Annotated in this window: 19 protein-coding genes; 3 read left to right on the top strand and 16 right to left on the bottom strand. The window is 31.7% G+C overall.

Annotation, left to right across the window (positions count from 1 at the left end; all coding sequences use genetic code 11):
- The first annotated feature begins 226 nt into the window (after window positions 1-226).
- Window positions 227-1,090, top strand: a complete 864-nt coding sequence (locus KDK92_RS08170) for a rhomboid family protein (protein ID WP_250858740.1) — start codon at window positions 227-229, stop codon at window positions 1,088-1,090.
- Window positions 1,091-1,321: 231 nt separating this feature from the next.
- Here the strand turns inward: KDK92_RS08170 and KDK92_RS08165 are convergent, their stop codons facing one another.
- The 11 genes from KDK92_RS08165 to cdaA form a co-directional block, all read right to left on the bottom strand.
- Entirely contained in the window at window positions 1,322-1,852 is a 531-nt protein-coding gene (locus tag KDK92_RS08165; protein ID WP_250858739.1) for a 2-oxoacid:acceptor oxidoreductase family protein, read from the bottom strand.
- Between the two features lies 1 nt (window position 1,853).
- On the bottom strand, window positions 1,854-2,603 hold the full coding sequence (locus tag KDK92_RS08160) for a thiamine pyrophosphate-dependent enzyme (protein WP_250858738.1): 750 nt from the start codon (window positions 2,601-2,603) through the stop codon (window positions 1,854-1,856).
- The gene (locus KDK92_RS08155; RefSeq protein ID WP_250858737.1) at window positions 2,603-3,673 is read right to left on the bottom strand and encodes a 3-methyl-2-oxobutanoate dehydrogenase subunit VorB; all 1,071 of its coding nucleotides are present in this window, start codon (window positions 3,671-3,673) and stop codon (window positions 2,603-2,605) included. Before KDK92_RS08155 ends, KDK92_RS08160 begins: the two co-directional genes overlap by 1 nt.
- Window positions 3,674-3,685: 12 nt before the next feature.
- Window positions 3,686-3,895, bottom strand: a complete 210-nt coding sequence (locus tag KDK92_RS08150) for a 4Fe-4S dicluster domain-containing protein (RefSeq protein ID WP_250858736.1) — start codon at window positions 3,893-3,895, stop codon at window positions 3,686-3,688.
- A gap of 120 nt (window positions 3,896-4,015) precedes the next feature.
- Window positions 4,016-4,696 (bottom strand): nucleotide-binding protein, encoded by a 681-nt coding sequence (locus KDK92_RS08145; RefSeq protein WP_250858735.1) that lies wholly within the window; start codon window positions 4,694-4,696, stop codon window positions 4,016-4,018.
- Between the two features lie 210 nt (window positions 4,697-4,906).
- Entirely contained in the window at window positions 4,907-5,977 is a 1,071-nt protein-coding gene (gene buk, locus KDK92_RS08140) for a butyrate kinase (RefSeq protein WP_250858734.1), read from the bottom strand.
- Between the two features lie 76 nt (window positions 5,978-6,053).
- Window positions 6,054-6,962, bottom strand: a complete 909-nt coding sequence (gene ptb / locus KDK92_RS08135; RefSeq protein ID WP_250858733.1) for a phosphate butyryltransferase — start codon at window positions 6,960-6,962, stop codon at window positions 6,054-6,056.
- Window positions 6,962-8,053 (bottom strand): butyrate kinase, encoded by a 1,092-nt coding sequence (gene buk / locus KDK92_RS08130; protein WP_250858732.1) that lies wholly within the window; start codon window positions 8,051-8,053, stop codon window positions 6,962-6,964. The genes ptb and buk (KDK92_RS08130) overlap by 1 nt, the downstream gene beginning before the upstream one ends.
- 122 nt (window positions 8,054-8,175) lie before the next feature.
- Window positions 8,176-9,771, bottom strand: coding sequence for an NAD(P)/FAD-dependent oxidoreductase (locus KDK92_RS08125; RefSeq protein WP_250858731.1), 1,596 nt, complete (start codon window positions 9,769-9,771; stop codon window positions 8,176-8,178).
- 27 nt (window positions 9,772-9,798) lie between these two features.
- Entirely contained in the window at window positions 9,799-11,151 is a 1,353-nt protein-coding gene (locus tag KDK92_RS08120; RefSeq protein WP_250858730.1) for a CdaR family protein, read from the bottom strand.
- A complete protein-coding gene (cdaA, locus tag KDK92_RS08115) occupies window positions 11,124-11,975 on the bottom strand; it encodes a diadenylate cyclase CdaA (protein WP_250858729.1) in 852 nt (283 codons plus the stop codon). The genes KDK92_RS08120 and cdaA overlap by 28 nt, the downstream gene beginning before the upstream one ends.
- A 364-nt stretch (window positions 11,976-12,339) precedes the next feature.
- Between cdaA and KDK92_RS08110 the strand changes: the two genes are divergently transcribed.
- Window positions 12,340-13,254, top strand: a complete 915-nt coding sequence (locus KDK92_RS08110; protein ID WP_250858728.1) for a hypothetical protein — start codon at window positions 12,340-12,342, stop codon at window positions 13,252-13,254.
- A 189-nt stretch (window positions 13,255-13,443) separates the two neighbouring features.
- Window positions 13,444-13,992, top strand: a complete 549-nt coding sequence (locus tag KDK92_RS08105; protein WP_250858727.1) for a cell wall hydrolase — start codon at window positions 13,444-13,446, stop codon at window positions 13,990-13,992.
- Between the two features lie 207 nt (window positions 13,993-14,199).
- Here the strand turns inward: KDK92_RS08105 and KDK92_RS08100 are convergent, their stop codons facing one another.
- The 5 genes from KDK92_RS08100 to KDK92_RS08080 all read right to left on the bottom strand — a co-directional run bounded on the left by KDK92_RS08100 (window position 14,200) and on the right by KDK92_RS08080 (window position 18,556).
- Window positions 14,200-15,072 (bottom strand): NAD(P)/FAD-dependent oxidoreductase, encoded by an 873-nt coding sequence (locus KDK92_RS08100; protein ID WP_250858726.1) that lies wholly within the window; start codon window positions 15,070-15,072, stop codon window positions 14,200-14,202.
- 15 nt (window positions 15,073-15,087) lie between these two features.
- Entirely contained in the window at window positions 15,088-15,417 is a 330-nt protein-coding gene (gene trxA / locus KDK92_RS08095) for a thioredoxin (RefSeq protein ID WP_250858725.1), read from the bottom strand.
- Between the two features lie 79 nt (window positions 15,418-15,496).
- Window positions 15,497-16,771 carry a tetratricopeptide repeat protein gene (locus tag KDK92_RS08090; RefSeq protein WP_250858724.1) on the bottom strand — a complete coding sequence of 425 codons (1,275 nt, stop codon included), beginning with the start codon at window positions 16,769-16,771 and terminating at the stop codon, window positions 15,497-15,499.
- A 146-nt stretch (window positions 16,772-16,917) separates the two neighbouring features.
- Complete coding sequence (locus tag KDK92_RS08085) at window positions 16,918-18,009, bottom strand: anti-sigma factor family protein (RefSeq protein ID WP_250858723.1); 1,092 nt, start codon at window positions 18,007-18,009, stop codon at window positions 16,918-16,920.
- Complete coding sequence (locus KDK92_RS08080) at window positions 17,999-18,556, bottom strand: RNA polymerase sigma factor (RefSeq protein WP_250858722.1); 558 nt, start codon at window positions 18,554-18,556, stop codon at window positions 17,999-18,001. The genes KDK92_RS08085 and KDK92_RS08080 overlap by 11 nt, the downstream gene beginning before the upstream one ends.
- Window positions 18,557-18,565: the final 9 nt, after the last annotated feature.

The raw sequence follows: 18,565 nt of genomic DNA, 5'->3' as shown, positions 1-18,565 counted from the left end.
TTTTATAACATTGTTTTGCTGATGAGCACCTTTTTTAAACTGTCAAAGGAAATCCTACCCCTACAACCCCTTTATTTTTTAATAAAGTCAACATTATACTTGGTAATTACTTTGGAATATTTTCAATTTCATAAAGAATTAAAAAATTTGTTACTTTTCATATGGTATAATATAATAAAACATTTATGTGTTTTATTATTTGAAAATATAAATAGGGAGGAATAACATGAGTTTCGTAGATAAACTTGAAAGAAAGTTCGGAAAATATGCTATCAAAAATTTAGTTACAAAATTAGCATATATATATTCTGCTGTATATATAGTATTTTTTATAACTTCATATACTAACCCATCTATTAAGAATAGTATTATAAGACTTCTATATTTCGATGTGAATTTGGTTATGAAAGGTCAAATTTGGAGAATTATATCTTTTGTATTTATACCATTTTTTTCACCTTCATTGTTAACCACTATATTTTTATTCTTCATAGTTATGTTTATGATAACTATGGGAAATACATTAGAATATCATTGGGGTGCATTTAAATTAAATCTTTATTATTTAGTGGGAATATTGGCATCAATTATTATTTCATCAGTCCTTACATTGGCAGGTATGTGGGCACCTATATTGAGTTCTACATATTTACATACCTCAATATTCTTAGCCTTTGCTTTTATTTCTGGGGAAACACAAATATACTTATATGGAATACTTCCAATTAAGGTGAAATATTTAGCATATTTAGATTTTGCATTTATAGGGTTTGCTGTTTTAACGGGAGATATCCCTACAAAAGTAACAGCAATATCTCCACTTGTAAGTTACTTCTTATTCTTTGGTAAAGATATTTATTATTTACTTAGTAATAAGAAAAGATCTCATGATTACAGAAAGAAACGAGGGACCAAAAGCTTTAGTGCAAGTTATGAAAAGCCAAAAGTTCTACATTCATGTGAGGTTTGCGGTGTAACAGACGTGTCAGATCCTAATATGGAATTTAGATATTGTTCTAAATGCGAAGGGCTACACGAGTACTGCATAAAGCATATCAATAATCACGAACACGTTAAAACAAATGGATAATTGATAAAATACTATATATTGTTTGGACTCTTTTTTCCATCTTAAGAGTTTCAGGCGTTGAAAAAGCCCAAGATCAAGGAACAAGACGAACGAGCAGCGAAGTGTACAAAGTAGTACATGAGCAGCGCAGAGAGTCTTAGCGACGCCGAGATTGGGCTTTTTCAACAGTCTGAAGGCTCAGAGCTATGCTCTGAGCCTTCTACTATTTTAATTAAGCAAGTTTTTTTAATATTATTTAACGAATTCAGCACCTTTTGCTAATGCATTTTTATTAACTTCAAAGAATGCTTCTTTACCTTTTGATTTTAATGCTTGTAGCAGAGCTTCCATTTTGATAATTCCTGTTTTCTCAACTAAAGCTCCTAAAAGAACCATGTTAGCAATTTTTTGAGAACCAATCTCTTTTGCTATTGTTTGAGCTGGAATTCTTATAACTTCAACATCATCTCTCTTAACATCTCTATCAACTAAATCACTATCGATTACAATTAATCCACCTTTTTCAACCATGTCCTCAAATTTATCCAATGAAGGTCTATTCATTACTACAATTGAATTAGGATTATTAACTAAAGGTGATCCAATTTGATCATCTGTAACTATAACAGAACAGTTCGCTGTTCCACCTCTCATCTCTGGACCGTATGAAGGACACCAAGAAACGTTCATTCCTTCATCCATTCCAGCATAAGAAAGGAATTTCCCCATTGAAAGTATTCCTTGTCCACCAAACCCTGCGAATATAATTTCTTGAGAAGCCATGCTATTTCACCTCCACTGATGTATCTTTTTTAACCCCAAGAGGATAATATGGGATCATATTCTCTTTCAACCATGTCATAGATTCAACTGGTGACATACCCCAGTTAGTAGGACATACAGAAAGAACCTCGACCATTGAAAAACCTTTACCATCAATTTGGTTTTGGAAAGCTTTCTTAATAGCTTTCTTTGCTTTATTTATATTTGGAACAGTATCTATAGATACTCTCTCTATATAACAAGGACCATCTAAAGTAGCTAACATTTCTGATACTCTAATTGGATTACCTTGTGTTTTTGCATCTCTTCCATATGGAGAAGTTTGAGTAACTTGACCTGGCAATGTTGTTGGAGCCATTTGTCCACCAGTCATTCCATAAATACAGTTATTTACGAATATTGTAACAATATTCTCTCCTCTAGCTGCTGCGTGTACTATTTCCGCAGTACCTATAGCTGCTAAATCTCCATCTCCTTGGTATGTAAATACCACTGAATCTGGCTTAACTCTTTTAACTCCAGTTGCAACAGCTGGTGCTCTACCATGTGCTGCTTCAAACATATCACAAGCAAAATAGTCATATGCTAGAACTGAACATCCAACAGGTGCTACCCCTATTGCTTTATCAATTACTTCTAACTCTTCTAATACCTCTCCTACAAGTCTGTGAATTACTCCATGAGTACATCCTGGACAGTAATGAGTAGGTATATCTACTAAACCTTTAGTTGGTTGAAATACTACCGCCATTATTTTGCACCTCCTACGATCTCTTTAACTTTGTTAAGGATATCTTCTGGATGTGGAACCATTCCACCCACTCTTCCATAGAAGTGAACTGGTTTTCTTCCTTCAACACTTAATCTTACATCCTCAATCATCTGTCCGCAACTCATCTCTACTGATATATAACCATGCTTAGTATTATCAATAGTTTTGTTGAACGCTTCCACTGGATAAGGCCAAATAGTAATTGGTCTTATTAAACCAAGGTTAATTCCTTCTGCTTCAGCCATTTTAATAACATTCTTACAGATTCTAGCTGTTGTTCCGTAAGCAACCATTATTAAATCTTTTTCTCCATCACAGTTAAACATTTCATATTTAGTTTCATTCTTTTCAATTTCTTGATATTTAGCAGCTAACTTTAAGTTATGTTCTTCTAGTTCTTCTGGCTTTAAGAATAAAGAGTTGATAATATTATGTTGCTTTCTTCCATTTAATCCTTCTGCTGCCCAATCTTTTACTGGAAGTTCTCTTTGCTCTCTCTCTTTAAATTCAACTGGTTCCATCATTTGACCTAACATACCATCGCCCATGATCATAACTGGAGTTCTGTATATGTCTGCTACATCAAATCCTTCTTGTACAAGGTCAACCATTTCTTGAATTGAACTTGGAGCATAAACTGGCATTTTGAAATCTCCGTGTGCTCCACCTTTAGTTGCTTGGAAGTAGTCAGATTGTGCTGGTTGGATTCCTCCTAAACCAGGGCCTCCTCTAACAATATTTACAATAACGCATGGAAGCTCTGCTCCGGCGATATATGAAATACCTTCCGCTTTTAAACTTATCCCTGGAGATGATGATGAAGTCATAACTCTAACCCCTGCTCCAGCAGCTCCATAAACCATGTTTATAGCCGCAACTTCACTTTCTGCTTGTAAAAATACTTTTCCTATTTTAGGCATTTTCTTTGCCATATACGCTGATACCTCAGTTTGAGGTGTTATTGGATAACCGTAAAACGCTTCACAGCCTGATCTAATTGCAGCTTCTGCTATCGCTTCGTTACCCTTCATTAATACCTTTTCACCCATTGTAATACCTCCTTATCTTTCAACAGTAATAACTAAATCTGGACAAACTTTTCCACAAGAACCGCATCCAATACAATCTTCCATCTTATCTTCTGTTACAGTTGCTGGATGATACCCTTTAACGTTTAATCTTTCAGAAAAACTAATAATCTTTTTAGGACATGCTACTAAACAGTGACCACAGCCCTTACATCTGTCTTCTCTAAAAATAACTTTTGCCATTGACCTTTTCCCTCCTTATGCCTCTTACCATTAACATTGATTACTTTTAAAAATCGTATAACTGAAATTTTACTTAATATTAAGAAGATTTAAACTGTAATAATATATTTAAAATTAATTTTAATCTGCCATAAATGCTTTCCAAGGTGGCATCATAAAGATGTCAATTGGAAATATTTCTTCCCCGTTAACTTTTCCTTTTATTATGTCCGACAAATCACGTCTGCATACAGTGTACGTATAAGGAATTCCTAATCTTTCCGATAGAGCTGATACTTCTCTATCTCCTTTAATAATATCCTCTTCTTCTGTTTCATAAGACAGGTTAGTATTACTAATCAACTTAGTCGCTTTTAACCTAGAAGCATACTCAATTTCTGCAATGTACTCTTCAGCGGTTTTTGAGTCTTGAGTAAATGGTCTGTTAGTGTTTATAACAAAGAACATGTCATATGGCTCAGCTTTTATATATTTATTATACTGACCTAATGCCATAGCACCCATATTATCTCCACCAATATCTATAACAACCTCACGGCTCTTATCATGAAATACCGAAAGCACCTCTGGTGGAACCACCATAAGTTCAGCATTTACATACTCAGGATTTGATGAAATAACCTCAATACCTTTTTCTTCCAGCTTGTCTTTTAGCTCTCTAACACAAAAAAACGGGTTAACTACATCTAAATCAACTATAACAACCTTTTTCCCTTGCTCTGCAAGTTTTATTGCATAATTGATTGATATTTCAGTTTTTCCGCTCCCAAAGTGGCCTGTAAATATGTTTATTCTGCTCATTTTGTATCACCACCTTATGCTTAATCTTTAATAATAATATAACATATATTATTAAAAAAAAACATAGTGATTGTTAATTTTTATAAAAAATCAGTCTATTGATTTATAACTTTCATTTTGGTTTTGACATGACTTATTTGTTTCACATTTTCATAAAATAAAACCACTTCATTAAAATGAAGTAGTTTTATTTTAATTGTTTATTTCTATTTATTTATATTCTCTAGCCTCTTCTTCTCCATTAAGAACACAAAGAGCACCTTGTGCTAATGCAAGCATCTCATCTTCTCCTGGATAAATAACAACTGGTGCAATAAATTCTACTCTTTCACTGATATATTTTGTGATATATTTGCTGTATGCAATTCCACCTGTTAAAACAATTGCATCTACTTTTCCACTAAGAACAGCTGCGCATTGTCCAATCTCTTTTGCTACTTGATAAGCCATAGCATCTAGAATTAATTTTGCTTTTTCGTCCCCAGCTTCAGCCATCTTACCAACTTCTCTAGTATCGTTGCTTCCTAAGTAAGCAACAATTCCACCTTTTCCATTAATCTTCTTTTTAATTTCTTGAATTGTATACTTTCCGCTATAACACATCTTAACTAGAGCTCCAATTGGTACTCCTCCAGATCTTTCTGGTGAAAATGGACCTTCTCCATCTAATGCATTGTTAACATCAATTACTCTTCCATCTTTATGAGCACCTACAGATATACCTCCACCTAAATGAGCTACAATGACATTCACATCTGAGTACTTTTTATCATTTTCCTTAGCATATCTTTTAGCAACAGCCTTCTGGTTAAGAGCATGGAATATACTCATTCTCTCTATTTCAGGCATACCTGATATTCTAGCAACCTCGTCCATTTCATCAACAACAACTGGATCAACAATGTATGATGGAACATTTAATCCTTTAGCAATTTCATTAGCAATTATTCCACCTAAGTTTGAAGCATGTTGTCCAAGTACTCCAACTTTTAAATCTTCAAGCATTGCTTCATTAACCTCATATGTTCCACCTTCGATTGGTTTAAGTAATCCACCTCTACCAACTACAGCATCTAACTCGTTTATATCAAATTTCTTATCTTTTAATACTTTTAATATTACGTCTTTTCTGAAATCAAACTGTTCAAAAATAGAAGCATATCTTCCTATCTCTTCTGCAGTATGTCTTAAAGTTTCTAAAACTATAGCCTTTTCATCTTCATAAACCGCAATTTTTGTAGATGTTGAACCTGGATTAATAACTAACATTTTTTTAGACATGATATTTCCTCCTAAATTCTCTCTCGTTAATAACTCTATATTTACGCATACTCAAATAAATAACTAGTCAATATGCCTAATTTAACAACTCTGCAACTAAAGCTGCCAAAGCTATTGAGTTCATCTTAGTCTCATATGAATCCGCTCTTGATGTAACTATAACTGGCGCTGCTGCTCCTATTAAAAGACCACCATTTTTACTCTCAGTTGTAAATGCTAATGTTTTATACATCACATTACCAGCTTCTATGTTTGGCATTAACATAATATCTGCTTTCCCAGCTACTGGACTTTCAATTCCTTTATGTTTTGCAGCTTCTTCTGATAATGCATTATCGATTGCTAATGGTCCATCAATTAAACATCCTTTGATTTGTCCTCTTGCATTCATTTGAGAAAGTGCTGCTGCATCCAATGTTGGAGGCATTTTAGGATTAACAACTTCAACTGCGCATATAGGCGCTACTTTTGGAAGTTTATTTCCTAATGCTTTAGAAACCATTACTGCATTCTTTACAATTTCAACTTTTTCCTTAAGGTCAGGATATTTATTCATTGCAGCATCTGTTACTAATATTAATCTATCGAATTTTGGAATTTCAAATACAGCTACATGAGACATTAATCCTTTTGTTCTTAATCCAATCTCTTTATCTAATACAGCTCTTAAAAAGTTGGCTGTGTCTATAAGTCCCTTCATAACCATATGTGCTCTTTTACTTGAAACACACTCAACGGCTGTTCTAGCAGCTTTCTTTATATCTAATTCATTGATAATTTCAACATTGCTTAAATCCATATCAATTCTATTAGCAATTTCTCTTATTTCTTTTTCATCACCTACAAGTATTGCATTTGCAATCCCTTGTTCATTTGCTGCTTTCACTGCTTCTAGAACATGTTCATCTTGAGCCACTGCTACTGAAACAGTTTTTCTTTCAATTTCTTTTGCCTTTCTTAAAACGCTTTCAAAACTGTTAACCATTACATTTGCACCTCGTTTTCATATATTTTAGCTTTCTCTTCCTCTTTTATAACTCTAATAGCACCTTGTGCTAATGCTAACATCTCATCTTCTCCTGGTACAAGTTCAAGAGGGGCTATAAATTCAACTCTCTCTTTAATCCAATTTTGTAAACGCTCATTGTACGCTAGTCCACCCGTCAATATTATTGCATCGACTTTACCTTTTAATGCAATTGACATTCCAGCGATTTCTTTAGATATTTGATATGCCATAGCTTTAAAAATCAGTTCAGCTTTCTCATCACCATTTTCTATTAGCTTATCAACTTCTCTACCATCATTAGTTCCAAGATACCCCACTAACCCTGCTTTACCAATAATTCTCTTTTTTAATCCCTTATAATCATACTTTCCACTAAATGCAAGCTTAACAATATCACCAGCTGGTAGTCCTCCAGCTCTTTCTGGTGAAAAAGGTCCCATTTCATTTGCATTATTCACATCTAGGATTCTTCCATTGAATATAGGCGAAATTGATATTCCCCCTCCAAGGTGCGCAACAACAAATGAAGAATTTTCTAATTCTAGACCCATTTTTTTACACACTCGTCTAGTTACTGCTTTAATATTCAACGCATGAACCAAAGATACTCTATTTAATTCAGGTATACCTGATATTCTTGCTACATCGTCCATTTCATCAACAGCAACAGGATCAACTATCATCGCTGGTATATCAACCTTATTAGCTATCTCATTAGCAATTATTCCCCCAAGGTTTGAAGCATGTTCACCTTGATATCCGATTCTTAAATCTTCAATCATTTTTGGTGTAACATTATATGTTCCACCTGGCATAGGTCTTAATAATCCTCCACGACCAACAACTGCGGCAATTTCATTTAATGAAACACCCCTATCTTTAAGCCACTTCATTATTACAGTAGTTCTCATATCCTTTTGATCGTAAATCTTTTCGTATTTTCCTACCTCTTCAGCACTGTGTAATACATTCTCACTTACAATACACTCTTCTTTTTTATTAAAAAGCGCTACCTTAGTAGATGTGGATCCTGGATTTATTGCCAGTATGTAACTTTTTTTGCTCATTCATTTACCCTCCATGATTATTATTTACCTTAACATAATTTTAGCCTAATATATTCATTTCCCAATTTATATTTTATTAAAAAGCTCAGTAATAATCAATTCGTCAGTTCTACGTATTAAAGTTAATCCAATTTTGCCCAACTCTTCATTATTTCTTCTCCACATTTTATTCCATCAACAGCAGATGAAATTATTCCCCCTGCATATCCTGCACCTTCACCACATGGATACAATCCCATTATATTTATACTTTGAAGATTTTCTCCTCTATTTATCCTTACTGGAGCTGAAGTTCTTGTTTCAACTCCAACCATTATTCCCTCTCCTGAAGTAAATCCTTTTATTTTTCCTTCAAAATTCTGAAGACCTTCACGTAATGGCTCTATTATATCTTCTGGTAAACACTCTTCCATATTTGCAAGTGTATATCCTGGAGTATATGTCGGTTTCACGGAAAGTAACTCAGTAGTCTTTTTACCTACCATGAAATCTTTTATTAGTTGAACAGGAGCTTTATATTCTCCTCCACCTGTTTTAAATGCTAGTTCTTCAAATTTTCGCTGATATGCTATAGCATCCATTGGATTATCTCCAAAATCTTTCTTACCAACGGAAACAACAACAGCCGAGTTTGCATTTTCATTGTCCCTTGCAAAATTACTCATACCATTTGTCACAACTCTATTTTCCTCTGAAGCCGCAGCAACAACAAAGCCACCTGGACACATACAGAAGCTATAAACAGATCTTTCTTTATCTTCTGTAGTATATGTTAATTTATATTCTGCTGCTTTAAGTCTTTCATTCCCTGCATATATACCAAATTGATTCATATCTATAAGATTTTGTGGATGTTCAACTCTTACACCTATTGCAAATGGTTTTGATTCCATATGAACTCCTTTTTCATATAACATTTCATATGTATCTCTAGCACTATGACCTATTGCCATAATAAGTGTCTCACAAGGAATTACTTTTCCACTAACTTTTACTCCCGTAACTTTATTATCTTCTAAGATAACATCCTCAAGTTTTTCTCCAAATTTCACTTTCCCACCTAGGTTAATTATCTCTTTTCTTATATTCTTTACAACATCTTTTAAAATATCGGTTCCTATGTGGGGTTTGTTTTTATATAAAATTTCCTCTGGTGCTCCAGCTTTCACCATAGCTTCTATTACCGTAGAACATCTTATATCTTTAATTCTTGTAGTCAATTTCCCATCAGAGAATGTACCTGCTCCTCCTTCTCCGAATTGAACATTGCTATTGAGATTCAACTCTCCATTTTCCCAAAATTTCTGAACCTCATCTGTTCTCTTATCAACATCTGATCCTCTTTCAATTATTAATGGTTTATATCCATGTTTAGCCAAAGTAAGTCCTGCAAATAAACCTGCTGGTCCCATACCCACTATTACAGGTCTGTTGTCAAGAGGTTTTTCCCCATATAGAAAAGCTTCTTTCTTTTTTTTCTTTATTACAGATATATCTTTTCCTTGTAATCTTCTTCCTAATTTCTCTTCATTTTTAACTTTAACCTCTACAGTGTACGTGAATTTAATAACATCTTTTCTTCTAGCATCAATAGACTCTTTAAGTATATTCATATATGTTATTTCATTATGGTGAATCCCAATTTTCCTAGCTGCTTTAATTTTTAATTTCTCCATTGATTCTTCTATATTTAAAACTATATTACTAACTTTAATCATTCGTAATCTTCCTCTCTTGTTATTAGTTTATTGGTCGTTTTCTGCAGTCTCTTCTGTTTTTTCATCAACACTATCAGTGTTAGAATTTATTGTATCTGTGGCATCTTCTTCACTATTATTCTCTTGGTTATCGTTCTCTACATCATTTTCATCTGCAATATCACTTGGCTCTTCTTTTTTTTCAAGTTCTATTTTCACAGAATCTATATCTGATTCCACTATTTCTATTTTTTCTGGTTTTTCAATAGAGATAGGTACTATATGAATTCCCTCTTTTAATCCTTGTAAGTCAACTATACATTTTATATTATCATAATCTAATTCTTTTATAGCACTCTCTATTCCTCTAATTTTAAGATTAACAGTGCTATATTGAATTTTTGTATTAAACTGCTCATCAAGGTTTGAAACAGTTATTAACCTAGTAATGTCTTTATTGATTATTTCCTCGATTTCTACTTTCACTTCAACATAATCAGTTCCATCTATTACTACGATACCTTTTGGAACCACTATTTTCAATAAAATATTTTCATTATTTTTTATAGCTTGCAAATCTACTTTTTCTGTCTCAATGTATTCTATTAATTCCAGCGCATTTTCAGCTCCTGAAATTTTAATTTCTTGAATATTACTAGATATTGACTTTAAGTGTAGGTTCGCATCTAGTTCTCCCATTGAAATCACCTTTATCGGTACTAATTTAGTCTTATCCACGGGTATATTGACTTTTATCTTATCAGGGTACAATGTTACTTTTTCCAATTCAGATCCTGTTGAATCTACAGCTTTTACTGCAACTTCAGTATCAACATCACTATCTGCACCTTCAAATTTAACTTCAGCAACAATCTTATTAATTAAACTTATTTCTTTTTCACCGCCTGAAACCACGATACTATCTGGACTTATATTTGTCTCATGTGCATAATATCCCTGCTTGGGATCCCCTTCTAGTGATACACTTACCTTAAATTCTTTTTCTATATACGCATCTAAATGAATGGATATCAACATTTGTTGATTCTGAATAACATTTACTCCATTTGGATAATCTTCAACACTAACAAGAATTTTGTTTACTCCCTTTTTTAGTGCTAAAGAATCTAGATCAACCATTACTTTAAAATCATCTTTAGTTAGTTTTTTAACCTGTGATGTTGCTCCTTTTATAGTCAAATCCACAGTGTATCCATCCTCTTCCATCAATATTAATCCACTATATTTAAGTTTCTCCTCATTTAAAATCTCCACCGGAACTCTTTTAATGTTATATGTAATTATAGGATTTTCAACGTTGGAAACATAAATTCTAAGGACTATTGCTGCAATTATACAACAGATTTTAATTATTAACTGTTTTTTCTTTTCTTGATCCACTGTTTCACCTTCTCCCCAACCCCTATATTATCTCTTTCATTTTTTTCCATAAAAGCAAGTAGAACATTTCTCAATTTTTCTTTATTATAATTTCTTAAAAGCTTCCCATTAATAGCTAGTGAAATAATCCCTGTTTCCTCTGATACAACAATCACAATTGCATCTGAATTTTCTGAAGCACTTATTGCTGCTCTATGTCTGGTCCCTAAATGTTGTCCTATGGAACCATTAGTTGTCAATGATGGTACAAAACATCCTGCTGCTATTATCCTTTTATCTCTAATTATGCATGCTCCATCATGCAATGGCGTGTTCACAACAAAAATATTTTCAAGCAAGCTTGAAGAAATTAACGCATCTAACCTAGTACCCGTGTTAATAATTTCCCCTAATCCTGTTTTTTGCTCTACCATGATTAGTGCCCCTGTTCTTGATAATGACAAGTTATCCACTGCATCAGTTATATTACTTATCAATTTATTTTTTTCTTCTTTATCAAGCTGAACATTTTTATCAAAAATAGATGTTCTCCCTATTTTTTCAAGAGCTCTTCTTACTTCTGGTTGAAATATAATAACAAATGATAATAACCCAATTGTTATAGTATTGTTTAATATCCAATGAAGCATTGTAAGATTAAAAAATTCACTTATGGGAATTATGAAAAATATTAAAATAATTCCTTTAAGCAACTGCTCTGCACGAGTTTCTTTTATTAAGTTATATATCTTAAAGAACAAAAAAGAAACAACTACGACATCCAATATTTGGCTAACACTTATACTTCTTAACGCATTTAAAAACGCCTCGTAAAGACCATCCACAACCTTCACTCCCTATTATTTTCTAAAATAATTATACTATAATAGCCTTTGTAAAGTATACAATACTTAACAGTTTTTTTTAAATATATTTATAAACTGTACTAAAAATGCTTTTCATCTAAAAACATTTATAACTATTTTCTATTTTAATACTCTTATAAAATAATATTCTTATAACTATATATTTTATTAACAATTAAATATATAGTTATATTTTGTTTACTTTTTTATGGTATTATATTTATATAAAATATACGAGAGGAGATTAATTATGCGCGCTTTAGGCAAAAAGCTATTAAAAAGCATTATTATATTGTGTATAATAGCCCTTGTTTCTATTGGAGTATTTTTTTACACCTACAATATGGGTACAAAAACTTCTTATTCAAAATATGACACTGTTTTCTCAAACACAGTTGCGTCAGTAAATAAAATTAATAGTTCAATATCTATTGCAGAAAATATTACTTCTATAGATGGCACTTTAAAAACTCAGCTTGAGAATGCTCGCGATTCTCTTATTAGTGAAAAAAATATTCTCAAGAATCAAAATCCGCCTAGTAAATATAACGATTTGTATACTAATATGCTTACTGGTCTTGAGTTTAATATTAAGATTTATAAAGAGGTTCTTCTGTTACCTAATTTAAATGATGATAATTCACTTCAAGATTCTCTTGAAAACTTGAATGATTATGCTAATAATTGCACTAAATATTACTCATTTACTGATGACTCTTCATTCAACCTAGTTTTTCCTGAAGAGATTCATACTATGATAAAGAGTGCACAAAAATATATATTAGACAAAAGAGCATTAAATGACAAGTTATTACTGGAGAATTCCGCTAAAGAAAAATATGTTTTTGAACTAGACTCAGTTTATTCTAAATTTATTGCAATATTTCAAACTAGGAACAAACTTCAACTTTTAGAAACTGCTAGAACTGAAAACTCATATGAAGAGTTGTTAACTACATTTGATAAAGAGTTGATAACTATTAATGATTTACTTTTTGATGTTAAACCTATAATAGCGCCCTCAAATAGTGAAGATTTAACAGATGATTTACATCAATTAATATATGACTATATTATTTATATTCAGTATTTTAAGCATGCAGTATCATTTGAAATGAATTCTGGTATGATTGATAACACAGTGGAAGATCAACTGAATCAGTTATATGATTTAGCTAATTCCGAATTAACTAAATGTGAAAATGAATACAAAAGTTTTGAATCTAAATTCAAAGTTATAAAAAGTGAAATTAATTAACTTCTTAAAAAAGCCCAAGATCAAGGAACAAGGCGTACCAGCAGTGGAACTACAAGTTAGTACTTGAGTAACACAGAGAGCCTTAGTGACACCGAGATTGGGCTTTTTTAACACTCTGAATTGATTTATGTATTATTTTGTTTCTTAAGGGGATAATATGATAACAAACGAATAATAGGAGTGTTTATAATGATATCTTTTAGTAATATCTTAATGAGCATTTTGCTAGTTTTTAATCTATCATCTTTCGACGTCAATGAAGATACTGATATAACATTAGTTTACAGCGAAGATGAAATCACTAATCTTCTGTATAAAGAAAACAGTAATCCCATTACGGTATTTAACAATACTTACAAACATATTTCACTAACATCAGCTGATGTAGATTTTATGGCTAAAGTCGTTTATGGTGAAAGCGCGGCTGAACCTTATGCAGGTAAAATTGCTGTAGCCTCTGTTATAATAAACAGAGTTCTAGATAATAAGTTTCCTGAAACTGTATCAGGAGTTATAACGCAAACAGGAGCTTTTTCATGTGTTAAAAATGGTGAAATTAATGTTAAACCAAATAAAGATTGCTATAATGCGGTGTATGATGCCCTCAGGGGAGCTGACCCAACCAATAATTCTTTGTTTTTCTACAACCCTAAGATTGCAACATGTGAATGGATGAAATCTGTTAAAAAAGATAATTTGATAAAAATAGGAAATCACGTGTTTTTCGTTTCAAACTGAGCTTGTTCGAAAAGTCACAAAATATTGTTTTCACTCTATTTTCATGTACCTTAGGCATATTCAGACATTGAAAAAGCCCAAAGTCAAGGAACAAGAGGAATGAGCAGCGCAGTGTACAAATAGTATTGTAGCCGCACAGCTAGTCTTAGTGACGATGACATTGGACTTTTTTCAACAGCCTGAGCTAATACATTAGCTGTTATTTTTTTATTGGTGTTCTTTTATATTATTGACGTAACTAACAGCATTTAATGATGCTATACACCCTTCTCCTGCTGCTTTAATATATTGATATGGTTTTCCCACACAATCTCCTGCTGCAAAACATCCAGGTAGATTTGTCTCCATATTTCTATTTACCTTTATATGTCCATTCTCTAATTCAAGACCTGGTACAAGCTGATCTGGCATTACACTATCTTTCATGATAAATATTCCATCAACAAATAACTCACTATTATTAAATCTTATCCCTTTAGCATGTTCTTCTCCTATTATTTCCACAGGAACATCTTCTACAATATCAATATCTGCCGGCAATGTGAATTTTTCCTTAAACATAGGGATAAAAAATACTTTTTCTGCAAGTTCATTAACGTATTTTGCATCCTCAACTGCTTCCATATTATGACCAATTATAGCTACTCGCTTTTCTCTATACAGTGGAGCATCACAAGTTGCACAATAGCCCACACCTTTTCCTAAGAATTCCAACTCACCTTTTAGAGGCTTTGTATATTCAATACCTGTTGCCATAATAATACTCGTAGCTTCATACATTTTTTCATTTACCATGAGTGCATAATATTCTCCCATAGCATAGACATTTGTAATTCTCTCGTAAGTTATCTGGATTCCTATTTTATCTATATGATCCTGAAATGCATTTTTTAATTCTATTCCAGTGACAAGTGGTACCCCAAGATAGTTAGACACCTTTTGAGCTTTCACTACCTTATGGCTCAATTCTTCCGTTCCAAAAATTATAATTCTTTTGTTTCTGATTGACGCATTGATGGCTGCTTGAAGTCCAGCTGGCCCACTTCCTATTATGGCTATATCATATCTTTCTTCAGCCATATTCTATCACCTCTATTAAATATTTTGTTTTATTATTGTTTCTAACGCTTGTTTAGGTTTGAACCCGATTGATGTATCTACAATTTTTCCGCTTTTAAACATCATTACTGTTGGGATACTTGCTACTTTAAAGTGATTAGCCAAAACTGGATTATCATCTACATTAAGCTTAACAAACTTAACTTTATCACCATATTCATCATTTAATTGTTCCATTATTGGCGCTATCATTTTACAAGGTCCACACCAAGGTGCCCAAAAGTCAACAACTACTAAATCATTTGATTCAGCCACTTCTTTATTAAAATTATTTTGAGTTATTTCCAACATATTTTTCTCCTCCATTTTACCCCCTCGGGGTATACTTTCTTATATATTATTCTATGCAACTATTTTGATTTAGTCAACTAATGTTAATAATTTTTTACTCAGATAATACTTCTTTTAATTTATCATTTATATATATAGAGTCCGGGTTCACTTCTTTTAATTTATGAGCATATTCTTTAGCTTTTGTTATATCTCTGCTCTTTAAGAAAAGAGCAGCCTCGTATATAGTATCTTCGTAATATCCACTATCACTATAATATTCATCCAGCATATCACAATACTTAATCACGTCATCAACCATAGCTAATTGTATATTTAAAGAAGCTAATTCGAATACGATATTTTCACCGTACCCTACTCCTTTTTTGAAGTATTTCATTCCTTTTTCGTACTCCTGTAATGCCTTCTCATAATTTTCATCATTTGAAAATGATTTTCCTTTTTCCAAATAATATCCGACTGCATTTTTTTCAACATATTCTTGAGCTTTGTTATAGATCATTTTATCGTTAATAGATAAACTATTCTCATCAATTTTCTTTAATATACTAATTAGCCCATCGACATTTTCCTTTTGAAGGTTATCATCTAATTCTTCCTTTGGAAAAGAAGTATATTTATTCGCTTCTTCTGTTTCATTTGATTCTTCATTATTTGCTTTATCTTCACCTACTTTATTATTTTCTTCTTTATTAATTTTATTACCCTCGTCCCCTTTTTCCGCTGTAGCCACTGTGGACTTTTCATTTCCAGGTGTATTTTTAATAAAATTCATAGAATACTTAGCAGCAGTTGTTATAAGAACTACAATCACAACGCCTCCTGCAATTTTATAAATTATCTCTTTATTGGATTCCTTTTCCTTTACCCCTAACTTTATGAGCTCTTTTTCAACATTTTTTACGTATATATCTTTTTTATCAATTATTTTGAACTCATTCACTACCTCTGTTATTTTGTCGTATTCTCCCTTTTTTAAATAACAATCAATAAGCTTCTTATTTACATTTAAGCAATTGAAATCACTTTTTTTGCAATGAAGTAATAGTTTTATTGCTAATGAAATTTTCATCTCTTGCAATTTTAATATAGCCTCATCATATATATCCATTTTTTCAAAATCAGCTCTACTGTCAACAAGATATTTCTTAGCTACTTCATCACCATTTACTTTGAAATTTTTCTCCCATATTTTTCTTGCTTCTTTAAGTTCTCCTTTAAAATATAGTAAAAGTCCTTTCAAACTTAAAGCAGCAGAATTTTTCATGTTAAAGGATATACTTTTGTTACAATAATTTAGAGCTTTATCAATATTTCCATCATAATAGAACTTTAGAGCTTTTTTATAATACTTAACGCTTTTATTCATATAGTTAATTCCCTTCATCCTTTAATCTCTCTCTCTAATATTATAACAAATAATACATGAATTTATATTACTAAAATGACAATTAACAAAATATTCAAGCCATATTAATATATACACAAAGAAAAGCGCGATTCACGCGCTTTTCTTTATCTTTTTATATATTGTTGCTTTTCTTGTCCATCAACCGTAATAGTAATAAAATCTTTTTTTTCTTCTTCTAATTCTAATTTTATTACAGATTCTTTTTTTAATGAAGTATATATTATATCTATCTTATTTGTTTTAATATTGACTTTTATTATTTTACTTATTGTTGACTCTTTTTCAACGTCCATTCCAACACAAGCAATATAAATATATTCATTCTCTTCAACAAAACTTGTGATTGTACCATCTATTATTCCTAAGTCTTCTTCTTCATTATTTATTTTTATTGTTGTTTTACTTTCTTCATTACTAAAAGTAATTTTGTGTTCTTTTTCCAAATACTCACTTTTATAGTCAGCTGCAAAACTTACTCTTGTGGCGATATTACTATTCTCTGGTGCAGAAACTTTTTCCTTTGATTTCGCCTTTGATTCTCCCTTATTATCTTCTTCGTTATAATATGCATTATCATCACATGCTTGAACCACGCCTGCGTCTTGATTTAATTCAGCATCTGCTATTTCTTGTTTTTCCTCTTCAACCTTTTCATTTTGTACTGAAGCTATAGATTGAGTGCTATTATTTTTTTTATTTGCTGCCTTATCTTCTTCTTTATTACTTTGATAAGCCTGTTGTTCAACTGTACTTTCATTACTCTCAACCGCAAATTGCATATCTTTTTTTTGCTCTCCAATAATAAATGGTGCCATGAAAATCATAATAGTAAATGTAGCAGCAACTGCAATAATTCTCTTATTAAATATGAACTTCTTTTCTTTTTTCTTATTAACCTCTTCAAGTTTAATTACTTTACTATCCTCATCAGGTTTATTTACTTGATTTTCTTCTTTTTGTAATGAATACTTATCTTTATCTATCATATTCATTATATTTCCAATTCGACTATTAAACTCTATAGGCTCTGAATTCAATGCTTCATGGAACATGTCATTTAGTCTTTTTTCTTCTTCATATACTTTTCTACATTCAGAACATTCTTCAATATGATTACTTATTTCATCCATTAAGTTTTCAGCTAAATCATTTTCAATATATTCATTTAGGTGTTGTAAAACCTCATTACACTTCATAACTCACACCCCTTTTCTCTTTACTCATATGTTTTTTAAATCCATCCCGTACTTTGTAATATCGTCTTTTAACGGTTGATAATTTCATTTCCATAACTTCTGCAATATCATCAAAAGTACTATCTTTTGTGTATTTTAGTATTATAATCTGTTTATCAGGTTCATCTAAAGCATCAATATATTGTATGATTTCTTCTTTCATCTCCTTAAACTCAAAGGATTCTTCTGGCGATATTGCATCTGTTGCTATTGATCTTGCATCTTCAATATTAGTTTCTGTGGTTTTGTTGTACTTTCTCATATAATCAATGGTCTTATTCTTAGCTATTTGTAGTATCCAACTAGAAAATTTACACTTTTTGTTATACAATTCTAACTTATTATAAACTATTATAAATACTTCCTGAGCGATATCCTCAGCTGTTTGCTTCTGCTTAATCATATTATAAACAAACCTTTGAATTATTGGTTCATATTTAATCATAAGCTGATTAAAGCACTCAATATCACCGTTCAGGATGCCTTCAACTAACTTAATATCTTCCACAATACCTTC

The organism is Oceanirhabdus seepicola (genome assembly GCF_023684385.1).
GTDB lineage: Bacteria > Bacillota > Clostridia > Clostridiales > Clostridiaceae > Oceanirhabdus > Oceanirhabdus seepicola.
Note: the sequence above shows the minus strand (reverse complement) of the source record. Positions and strands in the feature narration are given on the sequence as shown.

Excerpts from the sequence above, each read along its gene's own strand:
- KDK92_RS08110 (WP_250858728.1), top strand. The coding sequence starts at position 12,340 with ATGGGTACAAAAACTTCTTATTCAAAATATGACACTGTTTTCTCAAAC.
- KDK92_RS08170 (WP_250858740.1), top strand. The coding sequence starts at position 227 with ATGAGTTTCGTAGATAAACTTGAAAGAAAGTTCGGAAAATATGCTATC.
- KDK92_RS08155 (WP_250858737.1), bottom strand. The coding sequence starts at position 3,673 with ATGGGTGAAAAGGTATTAATGAAGGGTAACGAAGCGATAGCAGAAGCT.
- KDK92_RS08145 (WP_250858735.1), bottom strand. The coding sequence starts at position 4,696 with ATGAGCAGAATAAACATATTTACAGGCCACTTTGGGAGCGGAAAAACT.
- buk (WP_250858734.1), bottom strand. The coding sequence starts at position 5,977 with ATGTCTAAAAAAATGTTAGTTATTAATCCAGGTTCAACATCTACAAAA.
- KDK92_RS08150 (WP_250858736.1), bottom strand. The coding sequence starts at position 3,895 with ATGGCAAAAGTTATTTTTAGAGAAGACAGATGTAAGGGCTGTGGTCAC.
- KDK92_RS08105 (WP_250858727.1), top strand. The coding sequence starts at position 13,444 with ATGATATCTTTTAGTAATATCTTAATGAGCATTTTGCTAGTTTTTAAT.
- trxA (WP_250858725.1), bottom strand. The coding sequence starts at position 15,417 with ATGGAGGAGAAAAATATGTTGGAAATAACTCAAAATAATTTTAATAAA.
- KDK92_RS08125 (WP_250858731.1), bottom strand. The coding sequence starts at position 9,771 with ATGATTAAAGTTAGTAATATAGTTTTAAATATAGAAGAATCAATGGAG.
- KDK92_RS08160 (WP_250858738.1), bottom strand. The coding sequence starts at position 2,603 with ATGGCGGTAGTATTTCAACCAACTAAAGGTTTAGTAGATATACCTACT.
- KDK92_RS08085 (WP_250858723.1), bottom strand. The coding sequence starts at position 18,009 with ATGAAGTGTAATGAGGTTTTACAACACCTAAATGAATATATTGAAAAT.
- buk (WP_250858732.1), bottom strand. The coding sequence starts at position 8,053 with ATGAGCAAAAAAAGTTACATACTGGCAATAAATCCAGGATCCACATCT.
- ptb (WP_250858733.1), bottom strand. The coding sequence starts at position 6,962 with ATGGTTAACAGTTTTGAAAGCGTTTTAAGAAAGGCAAAAGAAATTGAA.
- KDK92_RS08100 (WP_250858726.1), bottom strand. The coding sequence starts at position 15,072 with ATGGCTGAAGAAAGATATGATATAGCCATAATAGGAAGTGGGCCAGCT.
- KDK92_RS08090 (WP_250858724.1), bottom strand. The coding sequence starts at position 16,771 with ATGAATAAAAGCGTTAAGTATTATAAAAAAGCTCTAAAGTTCTATTAT.
- KDK92_RS08165 (WP_250858739.1), bottom strand. The coding sequence starts at position 1,852 with ATGGCTTCTCAAGAAATTATATTCGCAGGGTTTGGTGGACAAGGAATA.